Annotated in this window: 26 protein-coding genes; 7 read left to right on the top strand and 19 right to left on the bottom strand. The window is 64.7% G+C overall.

Going from position 1 to position 25,897, the window contains the following annotated elements; all coding sequences use genetic code 11:
* Positions 1-3: 3 nt before the first annotated feature.
* The 5 genes from AC3WTO_RS26285 to hisS form a co-directional block, all read right to left on the bottom strand.
* Positions 4-1,755 carry an AMP-binding protein gene (locus AC3WTO_RS26285; protein ID WP_492463887.1) on the bottom strand — a complete coding sequence of 584 codons (1,752 nt, stop codon included), beginning with the start codon at positions 1,753-1,755 and terminating at the stop codon, positions 4-6.
* Between the two features lie 89 nt (positions 1,756-1,844).
* The gene (gene hisG, locus AC3WTO_RS26280; RefSeq protein WP_492463886.1) at positions 1,845-2,546 is read right to left on the bottom strand and encodes an ATP phosphoribosyltransferase; all 702 of its coding nucleotides are present in this window, start codon (positions 2,544-2,546) and stop codon (positions 1,845-1,847) included.
* Positions 2,543-3,667 carry an ATP phosphoribosyltransferase regulatory subunit gene (locus AC3WTO_RS26275; protein ID WP_492463885.1) on the bottom strand — a complete coding sequence of 375 codons (1,125 nt, stop codon included), beginning with the start codon at positions 3,665-3,667 and terminating at the stop codon, positions 2,543-2,545. Before AC3WTO_RS26275 ends, hisG begins: the two co-directional genes overlap by 4 nt.
* Positions 3,664-4,032: a VOC family protein gene (locus AC3WTO_RS26270; protein ID WP_492463884.1), complete on the bottom strand. Its 369-nt coding sequence runs from the start codon at positions 4,030-4,032 to the stop codon at positions 3,664-3,666. The genes AC3WTO_RS26275 and AC3WTO_RS26270 overlap by 4 nt, the downstream gene beginning before the upstream one ends.
* Positions 4,029-5,528 (bottom strand): histidine--tRNA ligase, encoded by a 1,500-nt coding sequence (gene hisS / locus AC3WTO_RS26265; RefSeq protein WP_492463883.1) that lies wholly within the window; start codon positions 5,526-5,528, stop codon positions 4,029-4,031. Before hisS ends, AC3WTO_RS26270 begins: the two co-directional genes overlap by 4 nt.
* 300 nt (positions 5,529-5,828) lie before the next feature.
* On the opposite strand from hisS, the gene AC3WTO_RS26260 reads away from it, so the two are divergent.
* Positions 5,829-6,074: a hypothetical protein gene (locus AC3WTO_RS26260; protein WP_492463882.1), complete on the top strand. Its 246-nt coding sequence runs from the start codon at positions 5,829-5,831 to the stop codon at positions 6,072-6,074.
* A 215-nt stretch (positions 6,075-6,289) separates the two neighbouring features.
* Here the strand turns inward: AC3WTO_RS26260 and AC3WTO_RS26255 are convergent, their stop codons facing one another.
* A complete protein-coding gene (locus AC3WTO_RS26255) occupies positions 6,290-6,925 on the bottom strand; it encodes a DNA-3-methyladenine glycosylase I (protein WP_492463881.1) in 636 nt (211 codons plus the stop codon).
* Between the two features lie 233 nt (positions 6,926-7,158).
* Here AC3WTO_RS26255 and AC3WTO_RS26250 point away from each other — a divergent pair, with 233 nt between their 5' ends.
* Positions 7,159-7,983 carry a L,D-transpeptidase gene (locus AC3WTO_RS26250; protein WP_492463880.1) on the top strand — a complete coding sequence of 275 codons (825 nt, stop codon included), beginning with the start codon at positions 7,159-7,161 and terminating at the stop codon, positions 7,981-7,983.
* 296 nt (positions 7,984-8,279) lie between these two features.
* On the top strand, positions 8,280-9,206 hold the full coding sequence (locus AC3WTO_RS26245) for a bifunctional 5,10-methylenetetrahydrofolate dehydrogenase/5,10-methenyltetrahydrofolate cyclohydrolase (RefSeq protein ID WP_492463879.1): 927 nt from the start codon (positions 8,280-8,282) through the stop codon (positions 9,204-9,206).
* 106 nt (positions 9,207-9,312) lie between these two features.
* Here AC3WTO_RS26245 and AC3WTO_RS26240 read toward each other — a convergent pair whose 3' ends face one another.
* On the bottom strand, positions 9,313-9,636 hold the full coding sequence (locus AC3WTO_RS26240) for a putative quinol monooxygenase (RefSeq protein WP_492463878.1): 324 nt from the start codon (positions 9,634-9,636) through the stop codon (positions 9,313-9,315).
* Between the two features lie 97 nt (positions 9,637-9,733).
* On the bottom strand, positions 9,734-10,297 hold the full coding sequence (locus tag AC3WTO_RS26235) for a TetR/AcrR family transcriptional regulator (protein WP_492463877.1): 564 nt from the start codon (positions 10,295-10,297) through the stop codon (positions 9,734-9,736).
* Positions 10,298-10,378: 81 nt separating this feature from the next.
* Here AC3WTO_RS26235 and AC3WTO_RS26230 point away from each other — a divergent pair, with 81 nt between their 5' ends.
* Positions 10,379-11,299, top strand: coding sequence for an SDR family oxidoreductase (locus tag AC3WTO_RS26230; RefSeq protein ID WP_492463876.1), 921 nt, complete (start codon positions 10,379-10,381; stop codon positions 11,297-11,299).
* 7 nt (positions 11,300-11,306) lie between these two features.
* Here AC3WTO_RS26230 and glcF read toward each other — a convergent pair whose 3' ends face one another.
* The 5 genes from glcF to AC3WTO_RS26205 all read right to left on the bottom strand — a co-directional run bounded on the left by glcF (position 11,307) and on the right by AC3WTO_RS26205 (position 17,393).
* The gene (glcF, locus tag AC3WTO_RS26225; RefSeq protein ID WP_492463875.1) at positions 11,307-12,626 is read right to left on the bottom strand and encodes a glycolate oxidase subunit GlcF; all 1,320 of its coding nucleotides are present in this window, start codon (positions 12,624-12,626) and stop codon (positions 11,307-11,309) included.
* A gap of 1 nt (position 12,627) precedes the next feature.
* Positions 12,628-13,830: a glycolate oxidase subunit GlcE gene (glcE, locus tag AC3WTO_RS26220; protein WP_492463874.1), complete on the bottom strand. Its 1,203-nt coding sequence runs from the start codon at positions 13,828-13,830 to the stop codon at positions 12,628-12,630.
* Positions 13,827-14,411, bottom strand: a complete 585-nt coding sequence (locus tag AC3WTO_RS26215) for an ASCH domain-containing protein (RefSeq protein ID WP_492463873.1) — start codon at positions 14,409-14,411, stop codon at positions 13,827-13,829. The genes glcE and AC3WTO_RS26215 overlap by 4 nt, the downstream gene beginning before the upstream one ends.
* A gap of 2 nt (positions 14,412-14,413) precedes the next feature.
* The gene (locus tag AC3WTO_RS26210) at positions 14,414-15,910 is read right to left on the bottom strand and encodes an FAD-linked oxidase C-terminal domain-containing protein (protein ID WP_492463872.1); all 1,497 of its coding nucleotides are present in this window, start codon (positions 15,908-15,910) and stop codon (positions 14,414-14,416) included.
* 160 nt (positions 15,911-16,070) lie between these two features.
* Entirely contained in the window at positions 16,071-17,393 is a 1,323-nt protein-coding gene (locus AC3WTO_RS26205) for a DUF3422 family protein (protein ID WP_492463871.1), read from the bottom strand.
* Between the two features lie 202 nt (positions 17,394-17,595).
* Between AC3WTO_RS26205 and AC3WTO_RS26200 the strand changes: the two genes are divergently transcribed.
* The 3 genes from AC3WTO_RS26200 to AC3WTO_RS26190 all read left to right on the top strand — a co-directional run bounded on the left by AC3WTO_RS26200 (position 17,596) and on the right by AC3WTO_RS26190 (position 20,361).
* Entirely contained in the window at positions 17,596-18,432 is an 837-nt protein-coding gene (locus AC3WTO_RS26200) for an FCD domain-containing protein (protein ID WP_492463870.1), read from the top strand.
* A 2-nt stretch (positions 18,433-18,434) separates the two neighbouring features.
* Positions 18,435-19,565: an alpha-hydroxy acid oxidase gene (locus tag AC3WTO_RS26195; protein ID WP_492463869.1), complete on the top strand. Its 1,131-nt coding sequence runs from the start codon at positions 18,435-18,437 to the stop codon at positions 19,563-19,565.
* 94 nt (positions 19,566-19,659) lie between these two features.
* Positions 19,660-20,361, top strand: a complete 702-nt coding sequence (locus tag AC3WTO_RS26190; RefSeq protein WP_492463924.1) for a metallophosphoesterase — start codon at positions 19,660-19,662, stop codon at positions 20,359-20,361.
* On the opposite strand, the gene AC3WTO_RS26185 is transcribed toward AC3WTO_RS26190, so the two are convergent.
* The 6 genes from AC3WTO_RS26185 to thiC form a co-directional block, all read right to left on the bottom strand.
* On the bottom strand, positions 20,358-21,173 hold the full coding sequence (locus tag AC3WTO_RS26185) for a hydroxymethylpyrimidine/phosphomethylpyrimidine kinase (RefSeq protein ID WP_492463868.1): 816 nt from the start codon (positions 21,171-21,173) through the stop codon (positions 20,358-20,360). The genes AC3WTO_RS26190 and AC3WTO_RS26185 overlap by 4 nt on opposite strands.
* Positions 21,143-21,748, bottom strand: coding sequence for a thiamine phosphate synthase (locus AC3WTO_RS26180; protein ID WP_492463867.1), 606 nt, complete (start codon positions 21,746-21,748; stop codon positions 21,143-21,145). Before AC3WTO_RS26180 ends, AC3WTO_RS26185 begins: the two co-directional genes overlap by 31 nt.
* Positions 21,745-22,518 carry a thiazole synthase gene (locus AC3WTO_RS26175; protein ID WP_492463866.1) on the bottom strand — a complete coding sequence of 258 codons (774 nt, stop codon included), beginning with the start codon at positions 22,516-22,518 and terminating at the stop codon, positions 21,745-21,747. Before AC3WTO_RS26175 ends, AC3WTO_RS26180 begins: the two co-directional genes overlap by 4 nt.
* A gap of 282 nt (positions 22,519-22,800) precedes the next feature.
* Positions 22,801-22,998 carry a sulfur carrier protein ThiS gene (gene thiS, locus AC3WTO_RS26170; RefSeq protein WP_492463865.1) on the bottom strand — a complete coding sequence of 66 codons (198 nt, stop codon included), beginning with the start codon at positions 22,996-22,998 and terminating at the stop codon, positions 22,801-22,803.
* A complete protein-coding gene (thiO, locus tag AC3WTO_RS26165; protein WP_492463864.1) occupies positions 22,982-23,965 on the bottom strand; it encodes a glycine oxidase ThiO in 984 nt (327 codons plus the stop codon). Before thiO ends, thiS begins: the two co-directional genes overlap by 17 nt.
* The gene (gene thiC / locus AC3WTO_RS26160) at positions 23,962-25,812 is read right to left on the bottom strand and encodes a phosphomethylpyrimidine synthase ThiC (RefSeq protein WP_492463863.1); all 1,851 of its coding nucleotides are present in this window, start codon (positions 25,810-25,812) and stop codon (positions 23,962-23,964) included. The genes thiO and thiC overlap by 4 nt, the downstream gene beginning before the upstream one ends.
* Positions 25,813-25,897 lie beyond the last annotated feature (85 nt).

The raw sequence follows: 25,897 nt of genomic DNA, 5'->3' as shown, positions 1-25,897 counted from the left end.
ACGCTAGAGACCGAGTTCCTCGACCATGGCATCGCGCATGACGAACTTCTGCGCCTTGCCGGTCACTGTCATCGGCAGGCCATCCTTGAAGCGGATGTAGCGCGGCACCTTGTAGTGCGAGATCTGGCCGGCGCAGAAGGACTTCACCTCCTCCTCGCTCATCGTCTCACCCGGCTTCAGCACGATCCAGGCGGCGATCTCCTCGCCATATTTGGCATCGGGTACGCCGAACACCTGCACCTCCTTGACCTTCGGGTGCCGGTAGAGGAATTCCTCGACCTCACGCGGATAGACGTTCTCGCCGCCGCGGATGACCATGTCCTTCACGCGGCCGACAATGTTGCAGAAACCCTCCTCGTCGATGGTGGCGAGGTCACCCGTATGCATCCAACCGTCTGGGTCGATCGCCTCGTCGGTCTTTTCCTGGTCTTCCCAGTAGCCTTTCATCACCGAATAGCCGCGCGTGCACAGTTCGCCGCGCTCGCCGACCGGAACGGTCTCGCCCTCGGCGTCCACCACCTTGACCTCGACATGCGGATGGATGCGCCCGACCGTCGAAACGCGCTTTTCGAGCGGATCATCGACACCGCTCTGGAAGGAGACAGGGCTGGTCTCGGTCATGCCGTAGGCGATCGTCACCTCCGACATGTTCATCAGCGCGATGACCTTCTTCATCACCTCGATCGGGCATGGCGAGCCGGCCATGATGCCGGTGCGCAACGACGACAGGTCGAAGCTCTTGAAATCGGGATGGTCGAGCATGGCGACAAACATCGTCGGCACACCGTAGAGGCCGGTGCAGCGCTCCTCGGATACGGCCTTCAGCGTCACCCCGGGATCGAAGCCCTCGCCCGGAAAAACCATGGTCGCGCCCTTGGAGACGCAACCCATGGAGCCCATCGACATGCCGAAGCAGTGGTAGAAGGGCACCGGAATGCAGAGCCGATCCTTCGAAGTCAGCCGGATGGCGGCGGTGACGAAATTGCCGTTGTTGACGATGTTGGCATGGGTCAGCGTCGCCCCCTTCGGCGCACCCGTCGTGCCGCTGGTGAACTGGATGTTGATGGCATCGTCGGGCGTCAGGCTCGCGCTGATGCGGTCGAGCGCCGCCCGGTCGGCACCGGCGCCCATGGCGAGCACGTCGCCGAAATTCAGCATGCCGGGCGAGACCTCCTCGCCCATGCGGATGACAGTCTTCAGCGCCGGCAGTTTCTTCGAAGCGAGTTTGCCGGGTTCCGCTGTGTCGATCTCGGGCGCCAGTGTGCGGATCATGCCGAGATAATCCGAGGTCTTGAACTGCGCCGCCGTGACCAGCGCCTCGCAGCCAACCTTGTTCAACGCATATTCGAGTTCGGCGAGCCGGTAGGCTGGATTGATGTTGACGAGGATCAGGCCGATGCGGGCGGTGGCGTATTGCGTGACCAGCCACTCCCAGCGGTTCGGCGACCATATGCCGACGCGGTCACCCTTCACCAATCCGAGTTTCGCAAGCCCTGCAGCAAAGTCGTCGACAACGCCCGCCAGCTCATCCCAAGAGAAGCGCTTGTCCTGGCTGGGAAACACCGCGGCGTCACGCGCCCCATAAGCGCGCACCGTGTCGGCCAGCAGTTGTGGAATGGTCTTGTCGAGGAGTGGCTGCTGCTGGCGTTCGCCCGAAACATGCGACAGCCCTTCCTTCGGGGCAATGAAGACAATGCCCGCCTGAGCGGGATTTGACGGTCGCGTGCCTTTCAGTTCGTCCGGGTTGATCGCCATGGCCTCCTCCTCCGCTAGCGATGGAAGGCTAGCAGCCTGCCACCGATCCGAAAATCAGGCCAAAAGTCTGATGATGCAAGCAATAGCCGCTAGGAAACTGAAGCGGCGACTTTGGCGCCGATGTCGGCGACAAGGGCGGCATCGGCCGGCTTGCGCTCCTTCCTGGAGGCAACGAGACAGGCCTGCGACTTCAACACGATGCCATCGGACAGGATCTTGAGATGGTTCGCCTTCAGCGTCGAGCCGGTGGTGGTGATGTCGACGATGATGTCGGCAGAGCCCGCTGCCGGCGCGCCTTCGGTCGCACCGAGACTCTCAACGATGCGGTAGACCTGGATGCCGTGCTTGGCGGTGAAGAACTGCTGCGTCAGCCGCCAGTATTTGGTGGCGATGCGCAGCCGGCGGCCATGACGCTGGCGGAAGTCGGCGGCGACATCGTCGAGATCTGCCATGCTGTCGACGTCGAACCAGATGTCTGGAACCGCCACCACGACATCGGCATGGCCAAAACCAAGCCGTGCAGCGATCTCAGCACGTGATTGCCAGTCCGCCAGGTTCTCGCGCAGCAGATCTTCACCCGTGATGCCGAGGTCGACGGCGCCCTGCCCGATCTCGCCGGCGATTTCCGAAGCCGACAGGAAAGCCACCTCTATGTCGTCGCGGCCGGCAATGCGGGCGTGATATTTGCGGTCGTCTTCCGGCAGGCTGACGGCAAGACCGGCCCTGGACAGCACTTCCAGCGCCTGTTCCTTCAACCGGCCCTTGGACGGGATCGCCAGCGTCACGGTCATGATGCGTCCCCCCGCAGCGCCTCGATGCGATCGAGCCAGACCGAGAAACCCACCCCCGGGATCTGGCCCTTGGCGCCGAGCAGCGTCAGCAACCGGTCATAGCGGCCGCCGCCGACCAGCGGACGTTCGCCGTCACCGGACGCGATCTCGAAGACGAGACCGGTGTAATAATCGAGCGGACGGCCGAAAGCGGCATCGTAATGGACCGCATCGCCCGTCAGGCCATGGCTCGCAACAGCCTCGGCACGGGCGGCAAAGATGTCGAGCGCGGAGCCCAGCGCCAGCCCCGCATTCGAGGCAAAAGCCTGCAACGCCTCGGCGGCCTGCGACAGCGGCGCATGAATGGCGAGAAATGTCTTCAGCGCGGCGAAAGCTTCGTCGGAGAGCCGTACCGAGCGCAGTTGCGCCTTCTCGATCAGCCGGCGCGCGATGTCGGCGGGCGTGCGGCTGGCGGACGCGGAAAAGCCGAGCTTTTCCATGTCGGCCGCGATATGCGTCGTCAGGGCCTCGAGATCGGCGTCCAGCGCCAGCGTGGCCACCGCCGGTGACAGCTGGCCGTTACGAGGCGGATTGGCGAGATCGGCAAGTGCAGCTTCCAGCATCGCCTTCGAACCGAAGGCGCGGGCAAGCCGCATGCGCCAGCCGCGCGGCAGGCCAAGCGCCGCCAGCACGGCCTCGAAAATGGCCTGGTCGCCGAGCGTCACTGAAAGCGCACGCTTCGGCAAAACCAGCGACAGCAAGGCGTGGGCGTCGGCAACACTGCGGGCGTCGGCGGCGGCGGTATCACCGTCGCCGAGATCCTCGATGCCGGCCTGGAAAAACTCGTTGCCGCCCTCGCGGCGCTGGCGGAAGACCTCGCCGAGATAGCCGTAGCGGCGCGGCGTGCCCGCCTGGCTGGCGATATGATCGAGACAGACGGGAATGGTGAATTCAGGACGCAGGCAGAGCGTCTGCCCGGTCTCGCTTTCGGTCAGGAAGATGCGGCGGCGCAGATCCTCGCCGGCCATGTCGAGGAACGGGTCGGCAGGCTGCAATACGGCGACGTCGACAAGGCCGACGCCGCGCCGCTCGAGCAGCGCCACCACTTCATCCGCAAAGGCCGGAGGACGGGCGCCTCTCATGACGTCACCTTCTGCATCAGTTCGATGCGGTTGCCGAACGGATCATAGACGTGGATGCGCTCGTAGCCCGCGAGCGGCACATCGGTTGCGGTCCGGTAGCCGGCCTTTGTCGCCGCAGTCTCCAGCCGCTTCACGTCATCGACGAGGAAGGCCGGATGCGCCTTGGCGGCGGCATGAAAGTCGGGATCAACGCCGAGATGCACCTTGACCGCAGCGCTTTCGAACCAGCAGCCACCACGCTTGGCAAGGTCATCGGGTTTCGCCACCTCGGTCAGTCCCAGTATGCCGGCATAGAATGCACGCGCATCGGGCTCACGCCCTGCCGGCATGGCAAGCTGGACGTGATCGATGGCAAGCAGGGTCATTGGCGCTCGGCGGCCTGCGCAGCGAGAACCTTCTTCACCTCGGCGACCAGATCGGCTTCCTTCACCGTGACCTGGCCCGGCCGTGCTTCCTTGTATTCGGCATGATCGGCGATCGCCGCCGCCTGCCTGGCGCCTTCGATCAGGTCCTTCAGCTGGATCTCGCCGGCTTCGCGTTCGCTCGAGCCCTGGATGACGGCGACCGGCGAGCCGCGGCGGTCGGCATATTTCAGCTGCGCCTTCATGCCGGCGCCGCCGAGATAGAGCTCGGCGCGGATCCCGGCCTGGCGCAGATCGGACACCATCTTCTGGTAACGACCGAGGCTTTCCGTGTCCTTGTCCATCACCAGAACGATCACCGGTTGGAGGATGTCGGAGGTGTCGAGCTTGCCGAGGTTCTTCAGAGCAGTCATCAGGCGCGAGACGCCGATGGAGAAGCCGGTCGCCGGCACCGGTTCGCCACGAAAGCGCGAGACCAGCCCGTCGTAACGCCCACCGCCACCGACCGAACCGAAGCGCACGATCTTGCCTTCGTCGTTTGGGATCTCGGCCAGCAGTTCGGCCTCATAGACCGGGCCGGTGTAATATTCGAGGCCGCGCACGATGGAAGGATCGATCTTGACCCGTGTGTCGAGGTAACCGGCGGCGGCAACCATCGCGCCAATGTCCTGCAATTCCTGCACGCCTTCTGCGCCGCGTTCCGATCCGGCGACGGCCTCGCGCATCTTGGCCAGCGTGTCGGCAAGATCACCGGTGCCGGGCGCGGTCAGCAAGAGCACGCGGTCCGACTGCGCGGCATCCAGTCCGGCGCCTTTGGTGAAGTCGCCGCTCTCATCGAGACGGCCCTTGCCGAGCAGCGCACGCACGCCGTCAGGCCCAACCTTGTCGAGCTTGTCGATGGCGCGCAGCACAGTGAGCCGGCGGCCGGCATTGTCGTCACCGCCAAGCCCGATCGCTTCCAGCACGCCGTCGAGCACCTTGCGGTTGTTGACGCGGATGGCGTAGTCGCCGCGCTTGATGCCCAGCGCTTCCATCACGTCGGCCATCATCATGGCCATTTCGGCATCCGCAGCCACGCCCGGTGTGCCGACAGTGTCGGCGTCGAACTGCATGAACTGGCGGAACCGGCCAGGACCCGGCTTTTCATTGCGGAACACCCAGCCAGAGCGGTAGCTGCGATAGGGCTTCGGCAGGCGCTCGTAATTCTCAGCGACGAAACGCGCCATCGGCGCGGTCAGGTCATAGCGCAGCGACAGCCACTGCTCGTCATCGTCCTGGAAGGAGAAGACGCCCTCGTTCGGACGATCCTGATCCGGCAGGAACTTGCCGAGCGCGTCGGTGTATTCGATCAGCGGCTGGTCGACCGGCTCGAAGCCGTAGAGTTCATAGACGGCACGGATGGTCGCCATCATCTTCTCGACGGCGCGAATGTCCTCGGCGCTGCGGTCGACAAGGCCGCGCGGCAGCCGCGCCTTCATCTTTTCCGGTTTGTCGGCCATGGTCGTGAACTCGCTGTCGGATCTTCGCGGACGGTAAAATAACCGCTTTCGCGGCGCGGTTGTCCTAACCGATGCAGGCAGGTGCGGCAAGGCGTTTGCCGGAGACAACACTTTGCAGCAAGGCAGCGGTTTCGAGACGACGAAACCACCGCAACGCCGGCCGGAAACCCTGCCCGGCTAACCACTCGTCAACCATTGCGGCGAAATGCGCTCAAAACGCACCAATTTGGCCATTATCGCAGCATCGTGCCGACATAATCGCTGCCGATAAGCGCGTTGAAACCAAGGACTTGCACTGAAATGGCCGCGGCGCACAAAATCGAACTGCTGGATGAACCAGTCATGACCGCGCAGGTGATCCCGCTGCGTCGTCCGGAAGTTGTCGCGCCCGCGATCAGCCAGCAGGCAGGACCGTTCGAGGTTCCCGTCTCCGAACGCAAGGGTTCGGGTGTCGGCGACATCCTGATCACCGGCCTGCTGGTGATCTATCCAGCACTTGCCACCATCACCGCCATCATCATCGGGCTGATGCTGTCACGCGGCTGATAGAGCCTGTTTAAGCACAACATGCTGATAAGATTCATTGCGTCCTTCGAGGCTCGCTTCGCGAGCACCTCAGGATGAGGGCCGTCGTCCAACGCCCCCTCGTGGTGAAACGCCGAGGAATGGAAACGCCTCAGCGCCAGCGTTCCTCATCCTGAGGTGCTCGCGAAGCGAGCCTCGAAGGACGCACCAAATTCCTGTTCCGCCGCAGGGCGGGGCTATTTGGGCCGCTTCAGCGCCTGCCGCTCGGCCTCGACCTCGGCACGGCAGAAGCATCCCTCGACATGGTCATTGACCATGCCCATGGCCTGCATGAAGGCGTAGACGGTGGTCGGGCCGACAAAGGTCCAGCCGCGTTTCTTCAGCTCCTTCGAGATGCGGGTCGACACCGCCGTGGTCGGGTTGGCGCGCAGGTGGGTTATGTCGACCACCGCAGGCCGATCCTGCGGGCCAGGCTCGAAGCTCCAGAACCAGGCGGCAAGCGAACCGGCCTCCTTGACCAGTTCCTGCGCGCGTCTGGCGTTGTTGATGGTCGAGACGATCTTGCCGCGATGACGGATGATGCCGGCATTGGTCAGCAGACGCTCGACATCGGCATCGGTGAAAAGCGCAACCTTATCGAAATCGAAGCCTGCGAAGGCCTCGCGAAAAGCCTCGCGCTTGCGCAGGATGGTTAGCCAGGACAGGCCCGACTGGAACCCTTCCAGGCAGATCTTCTCGAACAGCCTGCGGTCGCTGGTCACCGGCCGGCCCCATTCCCGGTCATGATAATGCTGATAGTCGGGCAGGTTACCGTGCCAGGCGCAGCGGGTGACGCCGTCTTCCCCGGTGATCAGACCATCATTGTCGCTCATCTGAGATCCATTCGTTAACGCTCGAAAGGCCTGCTTTACCGGCGCTTTACCAGATTCCTGAACCGGCCGGTAACCACACCAAAAGGTTTACTGACAAAGCGGCATTTTAAACGTTCGCGATTCACCATTCGCTTGCCGCCAGCGGACAACATGCCGATCGAAGCCGCGAGGAACACCCGTTTCCTGCGCGGTGCGACGATCGAGTTTGAGAGTGCGTCCCCATGCGAACAACCATGAGAAAGCTGTTTCTGCCCCTGTTCGGCGCAATCGGCGCGCTGGCAGCGGTTGCCACCCCTGCCCTTGCCAATGACCGCTATGCCGAGCGTCCGCCGGTGATGGTGAGTCCCGACCTTTCGGCGCCGTGGGTCACGCAGCTCGGCCGCGCGCCCGGCGTGGTCAGGGCCAGCCGCGGTTACGCCGTCCAGCCATGGGGAGAACCCCAGGTGCGTTATCGCCAGGCCGTCCCGCAGGATCAGTATTACGGCCAGGCCCAGCCGCGCGTTCAATACCGCCAGGCGCGGCCACAGGCCGGAACCGACCGCGTGCGCACCGCAGCATTGCCCGGCCAACAGGTCAAGCGGGCGGTAGCTCGCCCACAGATCAATCCGATCTACCTGCCGCAGGAAGTCGCTTTCGACGGCAAGGAAAAGCCTGGCACGATCATCATCGATACCACGCAGAACTTCCTTTACCTGGTGGGCGAAGGCGGCAAGGCACGCCGCTACGGCGTCGGCACCGGCAAGCCGGGCTTCGAATGGGCCGGCACGCACAAGGTCAGCCAGAAGCGTGAGTGGCCCGACTGGCGGCCGCCAAGCGAAATGATCGCCCGTGAGAAGGCCAAGGGCCGCTTCCTGCCGACCTTCCTGGCCGGCGGCATCGAAAACCCGCTCGGCGCCCGCGCGCTTTATCTCGGCTCGACACTCTACCGCATCCACGGCACCAACCAGCCCTGGACAATCGGCGGCGCGGTATCCTCCGGCTGCATCCGCATGCGCAACGAGGATGTCGTCGACCTCTATGACCGGGTGAAGGTAGGCACGACGGTTGTCGTGATGTAATGTTTGCGCATGAGTCGGCCTAACTCGCCGACCGACGAGATAACGGGGGACGGGCCTTGTGGGGACATGGCCAGTCCGGAAAGGGCAGCCGGCCATGCCGCGCTGCCCTTTCTGCTTTGTCCCTTTCGGCCGGTTTTCACTGCCAGTGACTATAATTGACCAAGGCAGGACGGATTCAGTCTCCCGCCGGCGGCATTCTCCTGCTATGTCGCCCGCAACCGGGAGCGCCGCGCGTCTATTCGGACGCGCAAAGGACGCTCTAGCACCTTGAAACGCTAGAACTCTGGAATCCGCCCATGTCCACCACCGACAGCCGCTACCTGAAAGGTGGCCCCGTCGCCCAGCGCATCATCGAAAGCGTTCGTATCACCGCCGCAGAGGCGCGTGCCGAAGGCTTCCCGGCGAAGCTGGTCTCGATCACTGTCGGCGACGTCGACGCTGTCGACGTCTATGTGCGCAACCAGCGCGCCAAGGCAGCCCAGGCCGGCATCGATTTCGAGGAACGCCGTTTTCCAGCCGACGTCACCGCGCGCGAGCTCGAGGCCGCCATCCACGGCATGAACGCCGACCCACGTGTCACTGGCATCATCATCCAGCGCCCGGTGCCCAAGCACATCCCGGTCAAGGCGCTGCAAAGCGCGGTGCATCCGCTCAAGGACGTCGAGGGCATGCATCCGGCCTCGATCGGCAACATCGTCTACAACCAGCTCGACCTGGCGCCCTGTACGGCCGCAGCCTCGGTCGAGCTGCTCAAGGAAACCGGGCTCGACCTGAAGGGCTTGGAAGTCGTGGTCGTTGGCCATTCCGAGATCGTCGGCAAGCCGATCGCCTTCCTGTTGATGAGCGAAGGCGCCACCGTCACCGTCTGCCATCACATGACGCGTTCGCTGGCCGTGCATGCACGGCGCGCCGACGCCCTGTTCGTGGCGGTTGGCAAGCCGCGCCTGATCAAGGCCGACATGGTGAAGCCGGGCGCCGCTGTCATCGACATCGGTATCAACTCCGAAACGTTGCCGGACGGCACCACCCGCATCGTCGGCGACGTCGACACCGAAAGCGTCAAGGAGGTAGCGTCCTGGATCACGCCGGTGCCGGGCGGCGTCGGCCCGATCACCGTTTCGATCCTGCTGCGCAACACGATGGTGGCGCTCAACCGCCAGCGCGAACTCTACCGCGCCAGCTATGCCGTCGGCGAACAGCCCGGCCAGATCGCCGCGGAATAAGGCTAGAGCGCCGCGCGTCCTTTCGGACGCGCAAAGGTCGCTCTACCATGTTGATTTGGCGCATGATCCTTTCCGAAAAATCGATTCCGATTTTCGGGGTCATGCGCTAGGCGAGATCGAAGGCGCCGCGGCTGTCGCTTCTGAGCGGCTGCCAGACCTGGATGTCGCGCGGGCCTTCCAGCACCTCCTCCAGCGCCGCGTGCCATTCCTCGCGATAGCGACGCTTGAGCTGCACTTCGAGCACGTCCTGATGGTCGACCCAGGTCTCGTGCAGCAGCAGATGCAACGGGTCTTGCGGATCCTGGTGCAAGGTCGCCGAGATGAACATCTCTTCGTGACGCATCGCATCGAGGACACCATCGAGCAGCGCCATGAACCGCTCCTGATGCTGCGGGCGCACGTGGAAGCCGATGATGTAGGTGATGGCCACTGTTCTTCTCCTGTCTGGTCTCGATGGTGCGCAAAATGCCAGAGCACGCGATGGCAGCAATGACCTCCCAGGTAATGAAATCTGGCAGTGGATCGGGTCAGCGTGGCAGCAGTGCTGCAACGAACTGGCGCAGGCTGGTCTCGACGAAATCCTCGACTCGCCCTTGCGGATCAAAGCCCCACCACAGCAGTGAGCCTTGCCATTGCGAGGCCATCAGCAGGCCGGTATCGCGCGGTGCATCGACGACATCGGCGAAACACGCGTCGAGCGCGGCCGAGAGACGTTTGCGCCAGGCAGCACCCCGCGCCCGCAGCACCGGGTCCCGCAGATCCTCGCGAAGCACCAGCAGGCCTTCGGCATAGGCCTCGATCTCGCCATAGCCGCGTGACAGGTCGACCAGCAACTCGACCGCGCCCTCCGGCGTTCTGGCGACGGCGGCGCCAAGCTCTTCGGTCCGCGCGTCCAGCCGGTCCCAGGCCGCCAGCAAGGCTGCCTGTTTCAGCCCGGCCTTGGTCCTGAAGCGCTGCACCAGTGTGGCCGGTGAAAGGCCGCAGGCGCGGGCAAGGCTCTCGAAGGTCAGCGCCTCGGGACCGCGCTCATGGATCAAGCCCAGCGCGATCTCCAGCACCTTCTCATCGGACAGCGTTTTCGGTCGCGGCATCTTGATTTCCAATTAATAAGTGAATATTCATTTATATATTATTTCACACCCCCATCAAAAGCGGAAGCCCAGGAGGTTTCAATGACATTTGCCGGATCTCTGACCGGAAAAACCGCACTTGTCGCGGGCGCAACGCGCGGCGCGGGCCGCGGAATAGCAGTGGAACTGGGCGCCGCCGGTGCCACGGTCTATGTCACCGGTCGCACCACACGGCAGCAACAGTCCGAATACCAGCGACCCGAGACGATCGAAGAAACGGCGGAACTCGTCACGGCCGCAGGCGGCAAGGGCATCGCCGTCCAGGTCGACCATCTGGTTTCGGAAGAGGTCGCGGCCCTCGTCCGGCGCATCCGCGCCGAGCGAAGCCGCCTCGACATACTGGTCAACGACATCTGGGGCGGCGAGAACTATGTCGAGTGGAACAAGCCGGTATGGGAACACGACCTCGCCAAGGGCCTGCGCATGCTGCACCTGGCCATCGACACGCATCTCATCACCGCGCACCACGCCTTGCCGCTGCTGATCGAAAATCCCGGCGGACTGCTGGTGGAGGTGACGGACGGGACGGCCGAATACAATGCCGACCACTATCGCCTCTCGCCCTTCTACGACCTCGCCAAGGTGGCGGTGAACCGCATGGGTTGGGCTCATGCCAAGGACCTCGCGCCGCATGGCGCCACCGCGATCTCGCTGACGCCCGGATGGCTGCGCTCCGAAATCATGCTGGAAACCTTCGGCGTCAAGGAAGAGAACTGGCGCGACGCTACCGCGAACGTGCCGCATTTCGTCATTTCGGAGACGCCGCGCTTCGTCGGTCGCGCCGTAGCAGCACTTGCGGCCGATCCGGACCGTGCGCGCTGGAATGGTCAGTCCCTGTCCAGTGGGGGCCTGGCCAAGGTGTATGGCTTCACTGACCTCGACGGTTCCCGGCCGGATGCCTGGCGTTACATCGCCGAGGTCGAGGAACCCGGCAAGCCGGCGGACGCCACCGGCTACAGATAATGCGGTCTCAGGCCGCCCTGCCGACACGCAGTTCTGCCGGCTGCTCGCCGCCATAGGCCCAGTCGAGCAGCTTCACCGTATGCACCACCGGCAGTTTCGCCGCCGAACCGATCTGCGTGATGCAGCCGATGTTGCCGGTGGCGACCACTTCGGCGCCCGTTGCCGTGATGTTTTTGACCTTGCGCTCGAGCAGGCGCGCCGAGATCTCCGGCTGCAGGATGTTGTAGGTGCCGGCGGAGCCGCAGCACAGATGGCCTTCGCGCGGCTCCTTCACCACGAAGCCGGCACGGGCAAGCAGCTCCTTCGGCTGGCGGGTGATCTTCTGGCCATGCTGCATCGAGCAGGCGGAATGATAGGCAACGACAGTACCCGGCCTGCGCGCCGGCTCCGGCAAGTCGAGCGTGGTGAGATATTCGGTCACATCCTTGGCCAGCGCCGAAACCGTCGCCGCCTTTGCGGCATAGGCCGGGTCCAGCCGCAGCATGAAGCCATAATCCTTGATCGTGGTGCCGCAGCCCGAGGCGGTGATGACAATCGCGTCGAGCCCTTCGCCCTCGATCTCCCGCATCCAGGCATCGACATTGCGGCGGGCCGAGGCGAGTGCCGCTTCCTCGCGCCCCATGTGATGGACCAGCGCGCCGCAGCAGCCCTCGCCTTCCGGCATCACCACATCGATGCCGAGCCTGTTGAGCAGCGACACCGTCGCCTCGTTGATGCCCGGCTCCAGCACCTGCTGCGCGCAACCGGTGAGCAAGGCGACCCGCCCTCGCCTTTGGGCTTTCGCGACGCTGCGCGCACCGGGCCTCGCCAAGGGCGAAGCCGCCGGGACGCTGGCGGGCGCCAGCTTCAGCATCGCCGCCAACGGTTTCAGCGTTTTGCTGTTTTCGAAAAGCCCGGTGAACGGCCGGCCAAGCCGCGCCAGCTTCAGCGCGGCGCGGAAGCGCGCCGGATGCGGCAGCACGAAGGCGAGCACGGAGCGGATCAGGCGGTCGGCCAGCGGCCGCTTGTAGGTCTTTTCGATATGGGCGCGCGCGTGGTCGACCAGATGCATGTAGTTCACGCCCGAGGGGCAGGTCGTCATGCAGGCGAGGCAGGACAGGCAACGATCGACATGGGTGACGATCTCCTTGTCGGCCGGACGCCCGTTCTCCAGCATGTCCTTGATCAGGTAGATGCGCCCGCGCGGGCTGTCGAGTTCGTTGCCAAGCGTCACATAGGTTGGACAGGTGGCGGTGCAGAAGCCGCAATGCACGCATTTGCGCAGAATCTTCTCCGATTCCGCGACATGCGGATCGGCAAGCTGGTCGGCGGTAAACGAAGTTTGCATGTTACGCCATCCGGCCGGGGTTGAGGATCTGCCTGGGGTCGAATTCGGATTTGAGCCGGTGGGCAAGGCCCGCCAAGGCAGGCGGCTGCGGCTGGAACACCGGCGTGGCGGCACGCACGCTAGGCGCAGCGCGGACGAGCGTCGCATGGCCGCCGCCGAAATGCTGCACCGCTGCCCGCACCAGCCGGTCTTCCGGTTCGCCCAGTTCCATGCTGAGCCAGATCAGCCCGCCCTGCCAGTCGTAGAACACTTCCACCGCCGACTGCATGCGCAGCGCCATCACCATGGCATGGCCGTCGGCGGGTGCCATAGACACGCGCCAGAGCGGCTTGTCGGAACCGGCGAACGGCATGCAGTCTCGGACATCGCGCCAGATCGCTTCGGATGCTTCGCCGGCGATCTCCTGCAGCGGTCCGGCATTGCGCAGCAGATCCTTGAGCGCAGCGATGCGATAGCTCACCGAGGGACCAAACCCCTCGACACGCAGCAAGGTCGCCGCCTCGCTGCCAAGGGCGCCATCGGCAACACGCGCCGCTATGCGTTCCGGCAGATGCGCCGCGCTCGACACTTCCGCGCTCGAGCCAAGCGCCAGCGACATGGCGGCGGCCGCATTGTCGTCGAGCAGGCCGCGCACGGCTAGCGTCACCTCGGTTTCCGCTGCCGGCAGGACCTTGAACGTCACATCCGAGAACACCGCGAGCGTGCCCCAGGATCCCGCCATCGCCTTGGAAAGATCGTATCCGGTGACGTTCTTGACGACACGCCCACCGGATTTGAACGCTTCGCCGCGCCCCGAGACGGCATGGATGCCGAGGATATGGTCGCGGGCAGCGCCAGCCTTCAGCCGGCGCGGGCCGGAAAGATTGGCGGCCAGCACGCCGCCGATGGTGCCTTTGCCGGGTTCCTGCCCGAGCAGCCGGGCATAATCCATCGGCTCGAAGGCAAGCTGCTGGCCGTTTTCGGCAAGCAGCTTTTCGATCTCATTCAGAGGCGTGCCGGCACGCGCCGACAGCACCAGCTCCGCCGGTTCGTAGAGCGTGACACCCGAGAGCTTCGAAAGATCGAGCGTGTGTTCGGTCTGCAGAGGGCGGCCGATCGCGCGCTTAGAGCCATGACCGACGATCTCCAGCGGCGCCTCTTCGGCAACCGCCCATTGCACCGCGGAAAGGACCTCGGCAGGCGAGGTTGGGGTGAAAGTGGTCACAGCCGATGCTCCCGCAGTTTCTCCAGCACGGCCTCGCCACGCGGCGAGAGCCGGTAACCGACTTCGAGGCTCTCCGTCAGGCCGAGTTCCTTCAGCCTGCGCACATCCTGCTTGAACTTCAGCTTCTCGACACCGGCAGCCAGCGCGAGTTCGCCAGCCGGCTTGGCCGGATGGGCGCCGATAGCGCTCAGGATCGACGGGAAGTAACCCGGCTTCGCCTCGTCCCAGCGCGCGAAGCGGGCCGCCAGCTCCTGCCAGTCGGCTTCGGAAAGCTCGCTCACGCCGCGCAGGGCAACTCGCTGGTCCGGCTCGATGCCATCGAGAGCGATCCGGTAAAGTGTGCGGTCGCCATCCGAACGCAGATCGGCCAGCAGTGCGGCGCGATCGGCAAAGCCGGCCGCCTTCGCCTCGGCATCGGTCAGATCGCGTTCGTCGATCGGTTCGACGGCGCCGATGCGCACCACGCCTGCAGCCGTGCGCAGGCCGGTTCCGGCTTTCACGGTCGGGCGCTGCCAACGCCGGAACGCCAGCGTGATCCTGCCCTGCTCGATACCGTCGAGGATGGCCTGCCTGAACAGCATGCTCAAAACCTCGGAATGTCGGGAAAGGCGACCTGGCCGCGGTGTACATGCATGCGGCCGAGTTCGGCGCAACGGCGCAGTTGCGGAAACACCTTGCCGGGGTTGAGCAGATGGTTGGGATCGAAAGCGCATTTCACCCGCATCTGCTGGTCGAGATCGGCCTCGTTGAACATCTCCGGCATCAGGTCGCGCTTTTCGACGCCGACGCCGTGCTCGCCGGTCAGCACGCCGCCGACCTCGACGCAAAGCCGCAGGATGTCGGCGCCGAACTTCTCGGCCTTGTCCAGTTCGCCGGGCACGTTGGCGTCGTAAAGGATGAGCGGATGCAGATTGCCGTCGCCGGCGTGGAAGACATTGGCAACCCGCAGGCCATAGGTCTCGGAAAGCTCACGCATGCCGGCCAGAACCCGCGGCAGCTCCTTGCGCGGAATGGTGCCGTCCATGCAGTAATAGTCCGGCGAGATGCGCCCGACCGCCGGGAAGGCAGCCTTGCGGCCCGCCCAAAAGCGCAGCCGCTCTTCCTCCGAATTGGAGATACGGCAAGTGGTCGAGCCATTGTTGATGGCGATCGCCTCGACGGCGCCGATCAGGTGATCGACCTCGACCGCCGGTCCATCCAGTTCGACGATCAGCAGCGCCTCGCATTCCAGCGGATAGCCGGCATGCACGAAATCCTCGGCGGCGTGGATCGCCGGCCGGTCCATCATCTCCATGCCACCGGGGATGATACCGGCGCCGATGATGTCGGCCACGCACTGGCCGCCCTGCTCGCTGGTCGGGAAGCCGATCAGCAGCGCGCGTGCCGTCTCCGGCTTCTTCAGGATGCGCACGGTGACCTCGGTGACGACGCCGAGCAGACCTTCCGACCCGGTCATCAGGCCGAGCAGATCGTAACCTTCGGCATCGAGATGCTTGCCGCCGAGCCGTACAACCTCGCCATTCATCAGCACCATTTCGATGCCCAGCACGTTGTTGGCGGTGAGACCGTATTTCAGGCAGTGCACGCCGCCGGAATTCTCCGCGACATTGCCGCCGATCGAGCAGGCGATCTGCGAGGACGGGTCCGGCGCGTAGTAAAATCCCTCCTGCTCCACCGCATGGGTGATGCCAAGATTGGTGACACCCGGCTGCGCGGTCACGGTGCGGTTGGGATAGTCGATGCCGAGGATGCGGTTGAAACGGCTCATCACCAGCAGCACCGCGTCTTCCAACGGCAAGGCACCGCCGGACAACGAGGTGCCGGCGCCGCGCGGCACGACGCGGATGTTGCGTTCGTTGCAGTATTTCAGCACCCGCGACACCTGCGCCACCGTCTCGGGCAGCACCACGACCAGCGGAAGCTGGCGATAGGCGGTCAGTCCATCGCTTTCGAAGGCACGCATCTCGTTGACGGTTTCGACGACACCTTCGCCCGGAACGATCGACCGGAGATCGGCGACGATGGTGGCGCGCCGCGCAAGGGTCGCCTCATCCGGCTTCGGCATGGCAAGACCGGACATGATGCCTCCCCTGCTTGGCAAAATACGCTGACTGGTAAAAGCTTTTTACCAATTTGACGCAATGCATGCAAATGATGCTTTCGGCGAAAGTCGGCGTGACGATGCGCGCACCTTCCCGCGCGTCAATCTGACGCTGGCAAACTGGATGGATGGTTCCGGACTATTCGCCCGCGTGGCTCGCCGGCTCGCCGTGCAGGCGCTGCACACGGCGCACGCCCCACCAGACCAACAGCACGGCGATCGGGACGGATGCAGCGGTGACCACCTCCGGCGCAAAGGCATGACCGAAGAAGGAGGCACCTTTGGCCAGATAGCCGATCAGCCCGACGACATAGTAGGACACAGCCGCGACCGACAGGCCTTCAACCGTCTGCTGCAGACGCAGTTGCAGGCGGGCGCGGTTGTTCATCGAGGCGAGCAGGTCGCGGTTCTGCTTTTCCACTTCGACATCGACCCAGGTGCGCAGCAGCGTGGTGGCGCGTGTCAGCTTGCGCGACAGGTTCGCCTGTCGTTCCTCGACCGAGCGGCATGTGCGCATGGCCGGCGCAACGCGACGCTGCAGGAAGCCGTCCCAGGTATCGTAACCCGGCACCACCTCTTCATCGAGTGCTTGCAGGCGTTCCGTAACGATGCCGTCATAGGCGCGGCTGGCACCGAAACGATAGAGGCTGGATGCGGCATCCGCTTCCAGCTCGGCAGCGAGTTCGGTGAGGTCAGCCAGCAAGGTCTGGCTGTCGCGGGTTTCCACCGCCTTCATCTCGCGGGTGATGACGGCCAGCTTGTCCTCGATGCGGCGCACGCGCGCCGACAGCGACAGCGCCAGCGGCAGGCCGAGCATGGCCAGCGTCCGGTAGGTCTCTATGTCGAGCAGGCGCTGCGACAGCGCGCCGGTACTGGCCGCGGTCAGCGAGCGGTTGAGCACCAGGATCCGGGTCAGGCCGTCGCCATCCTGGCGGAAATCGGCGACGATAGCAGCGGCACCGCGCTCGACCAGCGAGAAGCACAGGCTGGTCGGGTCGAAACTCTCGAGCAGCTTCTCGTTGGCGGCCGTCCAGTTGCGGATCTCCAGCCGAATGCCGGAAATCACCGTGCCGGGCGGCGAGAAGCCGTTGCCGAACGGCGTGTCCTCATGCGCGCGTCCGCTTTCGTCCAGCGGGCCTTCCCACAGATAGGTCGAGAATTCGGTATGGCGCTCCCAGCGCAGCGAACCCTTGCCCCACTTCATGGCATGGAGACGGGCCTGGCTGCCGGGCGCGGCAATGCCGAGCCGGCGCGAAAGCTCGGACAGCACGGCGTGGTCAACGCTGGTGCCGCCCTCGGTCATGAAAGAAAGCTGGATCAGCACACGTGGTGTCTCGACCAGCGGATGCGGGCGGGCATGCACCTCGCCCAGCGCACTCGGGCGGCCCTCATGCGCGGGAAAACCCAGCACGCTGCCGATGGCACGCGGCCGGAATTCGAGATTGGACTGATCGTCCGACACGGCAGTTCCCCCAGGTTCCGAGCCCTGTCTTTTGCAAAGCTCTAGGAGCAATCCGGTGTCGTGACAATGAAAAGTGCCGTCCTGGCGACAGGAGACACCCTCACCACGCATCGGTACAAATGCGGTAAATTGGATAGATTATTTGACCAGTTGCCGCGATTGCCGCTATTCTGGGCGGCATGGCATTTTCCCGGGCACTCCCTTGAGCGACATCTTTTCCCGCATCGATCATTCGCGTACCGCCGACGAGGTGGTGGCGCAGATCGAGGCCCTGATCCTGGAAGGCGTGCTGCGCCCGGGCGACCGGCTGCCGGGCGAACGCGACCTGGCCCGCCAGTTTGAGGTGTCGCGGCCGATCCTGCGCGACGCGCTGAAGGCGCTGGAGACGCGCGGCCTGCTGCAGACCCGGCATGGCGGCGGCACTCATGTCGCCGACGTCATCGGCCAGGTGTTCTCCAAGCCGGTGATGGAGCTGATCTCGTCCCATCGCAAAGCGGCCGCCGACTATCTGGAATACCGCCGTGAGATCGAAGGCGTCGCCGCCGAATATGCCGCCCGGCGCGCGACGCCGGACGATCTTGCCCTGCTCGACCGCATCATGGCGCGGATGGACGAAGCCCACCGCACCGGCGATTTCCAGCACGAGGCCGACATCGACGTCGAGTTTCACAATGCCGTCGGCGAATGCGCGCACAACATCATCCTGCTGCACACGCTGCGCTCCTGCTACCGCCTGCTGTCGGAAGGCGTGTTCCAGAACCGGCTGCTTGTCTTCACCCTGCCCGGCGCGCGCGACGAGTTGCTGGCCCAGCACCGCGCCATCCATGCGGCCGTCAAGGCCGGAAACCCGGCAGCGGCACGCAAGGCAGCGATGGACCACATCACCTATGTCGAACGCTCCATGGTGGAGGCAGAACGCACCGGCGACTGGCAACGCGTATCGCGGCTTCGACTGAAACAGCGTGGCGGGGATCAGGAACCCGGCCGCAAGCGGAATGAAACAGGCGCGGCGGCGCGCGAAAGCGGGAAGGCGAAGTAGGCATGCTTCTCACCATCGACGATCTCAAGCAGCAGGCTCGACGCCGCGTACCGAAGATGTTCTTCGACTATGCCGATTCCGGCGCCTGGACGGAGAGCACCTACCGCGCCAATGAAGAGGACTTCGGCAAGATCAAGCTGCGGCAACGCGTGCTGGTCGACATGGACAACCGTTCGCTGGCCTCGACGATGATTGGAGAAAACGTCTCGATGCCGGTGGCGCTGGCGCCGACCGGTTCGACCGGCATGCAGCATGCCGATGGCGAGATGCTGGCGGCGCAGGCGGCCGAAGAGTTCGGCGTGCCGTTCACGCTGTCGACGATGAGCATCTGCTCGATCGAGGACGTCGCCTCGGTGACGAAGAAGCCGTTCTGGTTCCAGCTCTACGTGATGCGCGACAAGGACTTCGTGCTCAACCTCATCGATCGGGCCAAGGCAGCCAAATGTTCGGCGCTGGTGCTGACGCTCGACCTGCAGATCCTCGCGCAACGCCACAAGGATGTGCGCAACGGCCTGTCCGCCCCGCCACGGCTCACCCTGCCCAACCTGATCGACATGGCGATCCGTCCCGGCTGGTGCCTCGGCATGCTCGGCACCCAGCGCCGTACATTCCGCAACATTGTCGGCCATGCCAAGGGCGTCGGCGACCTGGCTTCGCTGTCATCATGGACCAACGAGCAGTTCGACCCACGCCTGTCCTGGGACGACGTCGAATGGATCCGGCAGCGCTGGGGCGGCAAGCTGATCCTGAAGGGCATCCTCGACAAGGAAGACGCGGTGCTGGCCGCCAGGACAGGCGCAGACGCCATCATCATCTCCAACCATGGCGGCCGCCAGCTCGACGGCGCGCCCTCCTCCATCGCGGTGCTGGAAGAGATCGTCGACACCGTCGGCGACCGCATCGAGGTCCACATGGATGGCGGCATTCGCTCTGGCCAGGACGTGCTCAAAGCGCTGTGCCTCGGCGCCAAAGGCACCTATATCGGCCGCCCATTCCTCTACGGACTTGGAGCCGCTGGCAAGAAAGGCGTCACGCTGGCGCTGGAGATCATCCGTAAGGAGCTCGATCTGACGCTGGCGCTGTGCGGCAAACGCGACATCAAGGACGTCGGCAAGGACATGCTTTACCGCTAGATAAAATAGCCAGACACAAAATCGAATCGACCTGAAAGCAGCTCCTTCCTTGACCGACGGCATCCATTTCCTCGACGCCCGCGCGCCGGACGGCATGCGCCTTTACGCCATCGGCGACGTGCATGGCCGGCTCGACCTGCTGTCGGCCATGCACCGAACCATTGCTGCCGAAATCGAACGCGACCGGCCGGCAGACTGGCGCATCATCCATCTCGGCGACTACGTCGACCGCGGCCCGGATTCGAAAGGCGTCATCGATTTCCTGATCGCCGCGCACAAGCGCGACCAGCGCATCATCGCGCTGGCCGGCAACCACGATATAGGTTTCCGCGACTTCCTCGCCATGCCGGCCGCAGACGGGCTGTTCGCGCGCTATGGCGGCCGCGAGACCGCGCTGTCCTACGGCGTGGCGATCGACTTCGCCGATCCGGCCTCGCTCGAACAAGGCTGGAAAGACCTGGTCGAAGCGGTATCGCCCGAGCAGAAACAATTCCTGCACGACCTGCCCTATTCGGTCTCGTTCGGCGATTTCTTCTTCTGCCATGCCGGCGTGCGCCCCGGCATCCCGCTGGAGCGGCAGTCGCATGACGACCTGATCTGGGTCCGCGCCATCTTCCACGACCATGTGGGACTGTATGAGAAGGTGATCGTGCACGGCCATACACCGCAGGCGGAAGCCGAGCTGATGCCCAACCGCATCAATGTCGACACCGCTGCCTATCAGAGCGGCAGGCTGACGGCACTGGTCGTGGATGGTGTGGACAAGCGCATCCTGACGGAGAGCGTACCGGCTTAGAGCGTACCAGACTGCGAAGCCGACGGGCCGGTAGGCAGCCCTTCCCGCTCCAATATTCCAAAGACATGGTCCTTGGCCTTGCCGACAGCGGTCGGCAGATCATCTCCCAGTCCCAACCCGCAAGCGATGGCGCTGGCGAGTATGCAGCCGGTGCCGCGCATATGGACATCGAGACGCGGCGCTTCGAAACGTAAGGGTTTCGCTCCGGCACGCAGGAGAAGATCGACCGAACGGTCGCCCTCGGCATGACCGCCCTTGGCCAGCAAGGCAGGCACGCCGCCCTCGAACAGCCGACCAGCCTGATCGATGATGCCGACCTCGCCCGCCACGGCCGGTTTGCCGCTCAAGAGCGCCAGTTCCGGCAGATTGGGCGTGACCAATGTGCAGAGCGGCATCAAGCGGCGCTTCAGCACCTCGATCGCATCCATTGCAAGGAAAGTGCGTCCCGACGTCGAGGCCAGAACCGGATCGAGCACCATCGGCAACGGCAGTCGGCTTGCCAGGACCGAAGCGACCGCCACTATGGCATCCGCGTTGCCCAGCATGCCGATCTTGACCGCGGTGATTGGGTTGGCGGCGAACGCAGCCCGCATCTGCGCTGCGATCAGGTCGGCCGGCATCTGCTCGACCCGCTCGACCGCGCGGTGGGTCTGCACGGTCACGGCGGTGATTGCGAGGCAGGCGCGCAATCCGAAAGCGGCGACCGTCTCGATGTCTCGCGCGACACCGGCGCCGCCGCTGGAGTCGGAACCCGCGATAACCAGCACATGCCGGTCGGGCGTCACCGCCATGGCGCTGTCGCCGCCAGCCATTCGCGGGTGCGGGCCTCCGGATCGGCATTGCGGGTGATGTCGGTGACGACGGCAGCGCTGTCGGCGCCCTGTGCGAAGACACCCGCAATACGTTCGACGGTCAATCCGCCGATGGCGACGAGCGGCGTATCGCCTGCCCGGCGCTTCCATTCGGCGATGCGGTCGAGGCCTTGCGGTGCCCATTTCATGGCCTTCAGGATGGTCGGATAGACCGGCCCCAGCGCCACATAGTCAGGCTCTGCCGCCAGCGCCGTCTCCAGTTCGGAATGGTCATGCGTGCTCAAGCCCAGTTTCAATCCGGCCCGGCGGATCGTGCCGACATCGGCTTCGGCCAGATCTTCCTGGCCGAGATGGACGAAGTCGCAGCCCTCGTCGATGGCGAGGCGCCAGTAATCGTTGACGATGAGTTGGCAGCCATGGCGATCGCAGATTGCCCTGGCGGCGCGGATCTCGCCGCGCAACGTTTCGGCGGGTGTATCCTTGACGCGCAGCTGCACCAGCTTCACGCCAAGCGGCACCAGCCGCTCGATCCAGGCGGCGGAATCGACGATGAGGTAGAACGGGTCGAGTTTCATGAGAAGGCTGCCATGCCGATGATCGGGGTGGAGGGAACGGCCATGTCGCGCGGCTCGAGCGGACCAGCGCGGAAGGCTTCCCGCCCCGCCGCGATCGCCTTGCCGAAGGCGGCGGCCATCGCCACCGGGTCGCCTGCCTTGGCGACGGCGGTGTTGAGCAGCACAGCGTCGTAGCCGAGTTCCATCACCGCAGCCGCGTGTGACGGCCGGCCGATGCCGGCATCGACGATCAGCGGCACCTCCGGGAAGTGGCCGCGCAGCGAGCGCAGCGCATCGACGTTCTGCGGTCCACGTGCCGAGCCGATCGGCGCGCACCACGGCATCAACAACCTGCATCCGGCCTCCAGCAGTCGCTCGGCCACGACCAGGTCGTCGGTGGTGTAGGGAAACACCTCGAAGCCATACTCACTCAGGATGCGTGCGGCTTCGACCAGGCCGAACACGTCCGGCTGCAAGGTGTCGTGGTTGCCGATGACCTCCAGCTTGATCCAGTTGGTGGCAAAGACCTCGCGCGCCATCTGCGCCGTGGTGACGGCCTCCTTTACCGAATGGCAGCCGGCGGTGTTGGGCAGCACGCGCACGCCGAGCGACTGGATCAGCGACCAGAACTGCCCGCCCGTCTTGCCGCCAGCGCTTTCGCGCCGCAGCGACACCGTCACGATCTCGGTCTTCGAGGCTGCGACCGCATCGGCCATGATCGCCGGCGACGGATAAAGCGCGGTGCCAAGCAGCAGACGCGATGAGAATTTTTGTCCGTAGAGTTCGAGCATCAGGGGTGCTCCTCGATGGTGGGTGAAAGCATGCTTGAACCCCCTCCCAGCGTTGCCAAGGCCCCCTCTCCGTCTCGGGCTTTGCCCGAGCCACCTTTCCCCCGCCTTTGGCAGGGGCGAGGAACCGCAGTTCGAACGCCGGCGCTTATCCAGCTTGGGTTCCTCGCCCCCATGAAATGGGGGAGAGGTGGCGCGCCCAAAGGGCGTGACGGAGAGGGGGTTTTGGCGCCTAGCCTGATGTTCCCACACCGCAAACGGGTTAAACTCGTCTCGGCCAAAATCTCACCCTCCCTTCATCGGCGAGAGAATCTCGATGCGGTCGCCGTCGGCGATCCGGCAGGTCGCGCGCTCCCTGGCAGGCACCACTTCGCCGTTGAGCGCGGTCGCCAGCCAGCCGCCTTCGTAGTCGAGTTCGGCAAGCAGGCCCGCCAGCGTGCCGGCATCGACCTCGCGGCTTTCGCCGTTAACGGTGAGCCGCATGGGCAAGCTCCCTTTGCGAAGTGAAGATCAGCTCGGCGGCCTGCCTTGCCATCGCCGGCGCCAGCAGGAAACCGTGGCGATAGAGACCGTTGATCGAGACTCTGTTGGCTTCCCGGCTGACGCGCGGCAGGTTGTCGGCAAAGGCCGGCCGCACGCCGACACCAGCCTCGACGATCTCTGCCTCGCCGAAGGCCGGATGCAGCGCATAGGCGGCACCGAGCAGTTCCATCATCGAACGCGCGGTGACCGGCTCATTGGCATCGCTTTCGATCATCGTCGCGCCGACCATGAACAGATGATCGGCGCGCGGCACGACATAGACGGGAAAGCGTGGATGCAGCAGCCGGACAGGTCGCGCCAGTGAGACGTCCGGGGCATGCAGCAGCAGCATCTCGCCGCGAACACCACGAAGGCCCGAGACGCCTGCTGCGATGCCGGTGCAGTCAGCCTCGATATCGACGGTTTCCGGCACCCGCACCGCGCCATAACCGAATTCGAAGCGCACGCCCATGCCGACCAGCCTGTCCTTGAGGGCAACAAGGGCGCGGCGCGGATCGAGATGCGCTTCCTCAGCGAAGAACAGTCCGCGCCGGAACCGGCCGGCAAGATCGGGCTCCAGCGCGGCAACGGCCTGTTCGCCGATTGTCGCGAAGTCTGTCGTGCGCCGTGCGAAACGGTCGAGCTCGCCGGCATCCCGCGCCGGCGCCACCACCAGCGTACCGGTGCGCACGACATGGCCCGGCAGCACGGTGTCCCACCAGTCGAGCGCCAGGCGCCCCAGCGTGATGACCGCCTCTTCCGCGCTTTCGCGCTCGCACCACGGCGCCAGCATGCCGCCGGCAGCCCAGGAGGCGCTGCCGGCAAGGCGATGCCGCTTTTCGATGACGGTGACGTCGGCACCGCGCGACGCCAGCTCGAAAGCCAGCGTCAGCCCGGCGACACCGGCACCCTTGACCAGCGCTTTCATGGCTGGTCCGTCTCCGTTGCTTCGGCGACGGCAGCCACGTCGACGGTGTCGACGGAATCGAGCGGCAGATAGAGATCGCCGCCGACGCGGAACTTCTCCGCCATCGCGGCCATGCCTTCCTTCTGCGCCTCGGCGCGGATGTCGTGCGAGATGCGCATGGAGCAGAATTTCGGCCCGCACATGGAGCAGAAATGCGCCACCTTGTGCGCCTCCTTCGGCAAGGTCTCGTCGTGGAAGGCACGCGCGGTTTCCGGATCGAGCGAGAGGTTGAACTGGTCTTCCCAGCGGAACTCGAAGCGTGCACGGGAAAGCGCATCGTCCCTGACCTTGGCGGCGGGATGGCCCTTGGCAAGGTCGGCGGCGTGGGCGGCGATCTTGTAGGTGATGACGCCGACCTTCACGTCATTGCGGTCGGGCAGGCCGAGATGCTCCTTCGGCGTGACATAACAGAGCATGGCGGTGCCGAACCAGCCGATCATGGCGGCACCGATACCGCTGGTGATGTGGTCGTAACCCGGCGCGATGTCCGTGGTGAGCGGCCCGAGCGTGTAGAACGGCGCCTCGCCGCAGACAGCGAGCTGCTTGTCCATGTTCTCCTTGATCTTGTGCATCGGCACATGGCCGGGGCCTTCGATCATCACCTGGCAATCCTTGGCCCAGGCGATCTGCGTCAGCTCGCCAAGTGTCTCCAGCTCGGCGAACTGCGCGGCGTCGTTGGCATCGGCGATGGAGCCCGGCCGCAAGCCGTCGCCCAGCGAGAACGACACGTCATAGGCGCGACAGATGTCGCAGATTTCCTCGAAATGCTCGTACAGGAAGCTTTCCCTGTGATGGTACAGGCACCATTTGGCCATGATCGAGCCGCCGCGGCTGACGATGCCGGTGACGCGATCGACGGTGAGCGGGATGTAGGGTAGCCGCACGCCGGCATGGATGGTGAAATAGTCGACGCCCTGCTCCGCCTGTTCGATGAGGGTGTCGCGGAACACCTCCCAGGAGAGATCCTCGGCAACGCCGCCGACCTTTTCCAGCGCCTGGTATAGCGGCACGGTGCCGATCGGCACCGGCGAATTGCGCAGGATCCAGTCGCGGATGTTGTGGATGTTGCGGCCGGTGGAAAGGTCCATCACCGTGTCGGCGCCCCAGCGGGTCGCCCAGACCATCTTTTCCACCTCCTCGGCCATGGACGAGGTGACGGCCGAGTTGCCGATATTGGCGTTGATCTTGACCAGGAAATTGCGGCCGATGATCATCGGCTCGGCTTCCGGATGGTTGATGTTGGCCGGGATGATGGCACGGCCACGCGCCACCTCGTCGCGCACGAATTCCGGCGTGACATAGTCGGGGACCGCCGCGCCGAAGCTCTCGCCATCGCGCTGCAGCTTGGTGTGCACCGCCTGGCGGCCGAGATTTTCGCGAATGGCGATGAATTCCATTTCCGGGGTGATGATGCCGGCGCGGGCATAAGCGATCTGGGTGACGGCACGTCCGCCCGTGGCGCGGAACGGCTGATTGCGCACCGGGAATTCCGGCGTCAGCCGCTCGCCGGAGACGAAGCCATTGTCCTCCGGCTTGACCAGCCGGCCCTCGTAACGCTCGACATCGCCGCGCGCGACCACCCATTCTTGCCGCAAGCGCGGCAGGCCACGCTCGATGTTGGTCTGTACGCCAATGTCGGTGTACGGCCCGGACGAATCATAGACCGTGACCGGCGGCTCGCCGGCGGTCGGATGCACGGCAATCTCACGCATCGGCACGCGCAGGCCGGGATGGATGACGCCCGGTTTGTAGACCTTGCGCGATGCAGGCAATTCGCCAACGGTGACGGTCGGGGTGTGGATATTCATGAGCGAGCCTCCTCGAGTGACGGAGACCCAGTCCACGCAGTGAGGAGGAAGCGACGCTTCGCTGAAGGGAATACGGGCATCTGCC

The organism is Mesorhizobium sp. EU05-FHT14A09, from assembly GCF_058790995.1.
Note: the sequence above shows the minus strand (reverse complement) of the source record. Positions and strands in the feature narration are given on the sequence as shown.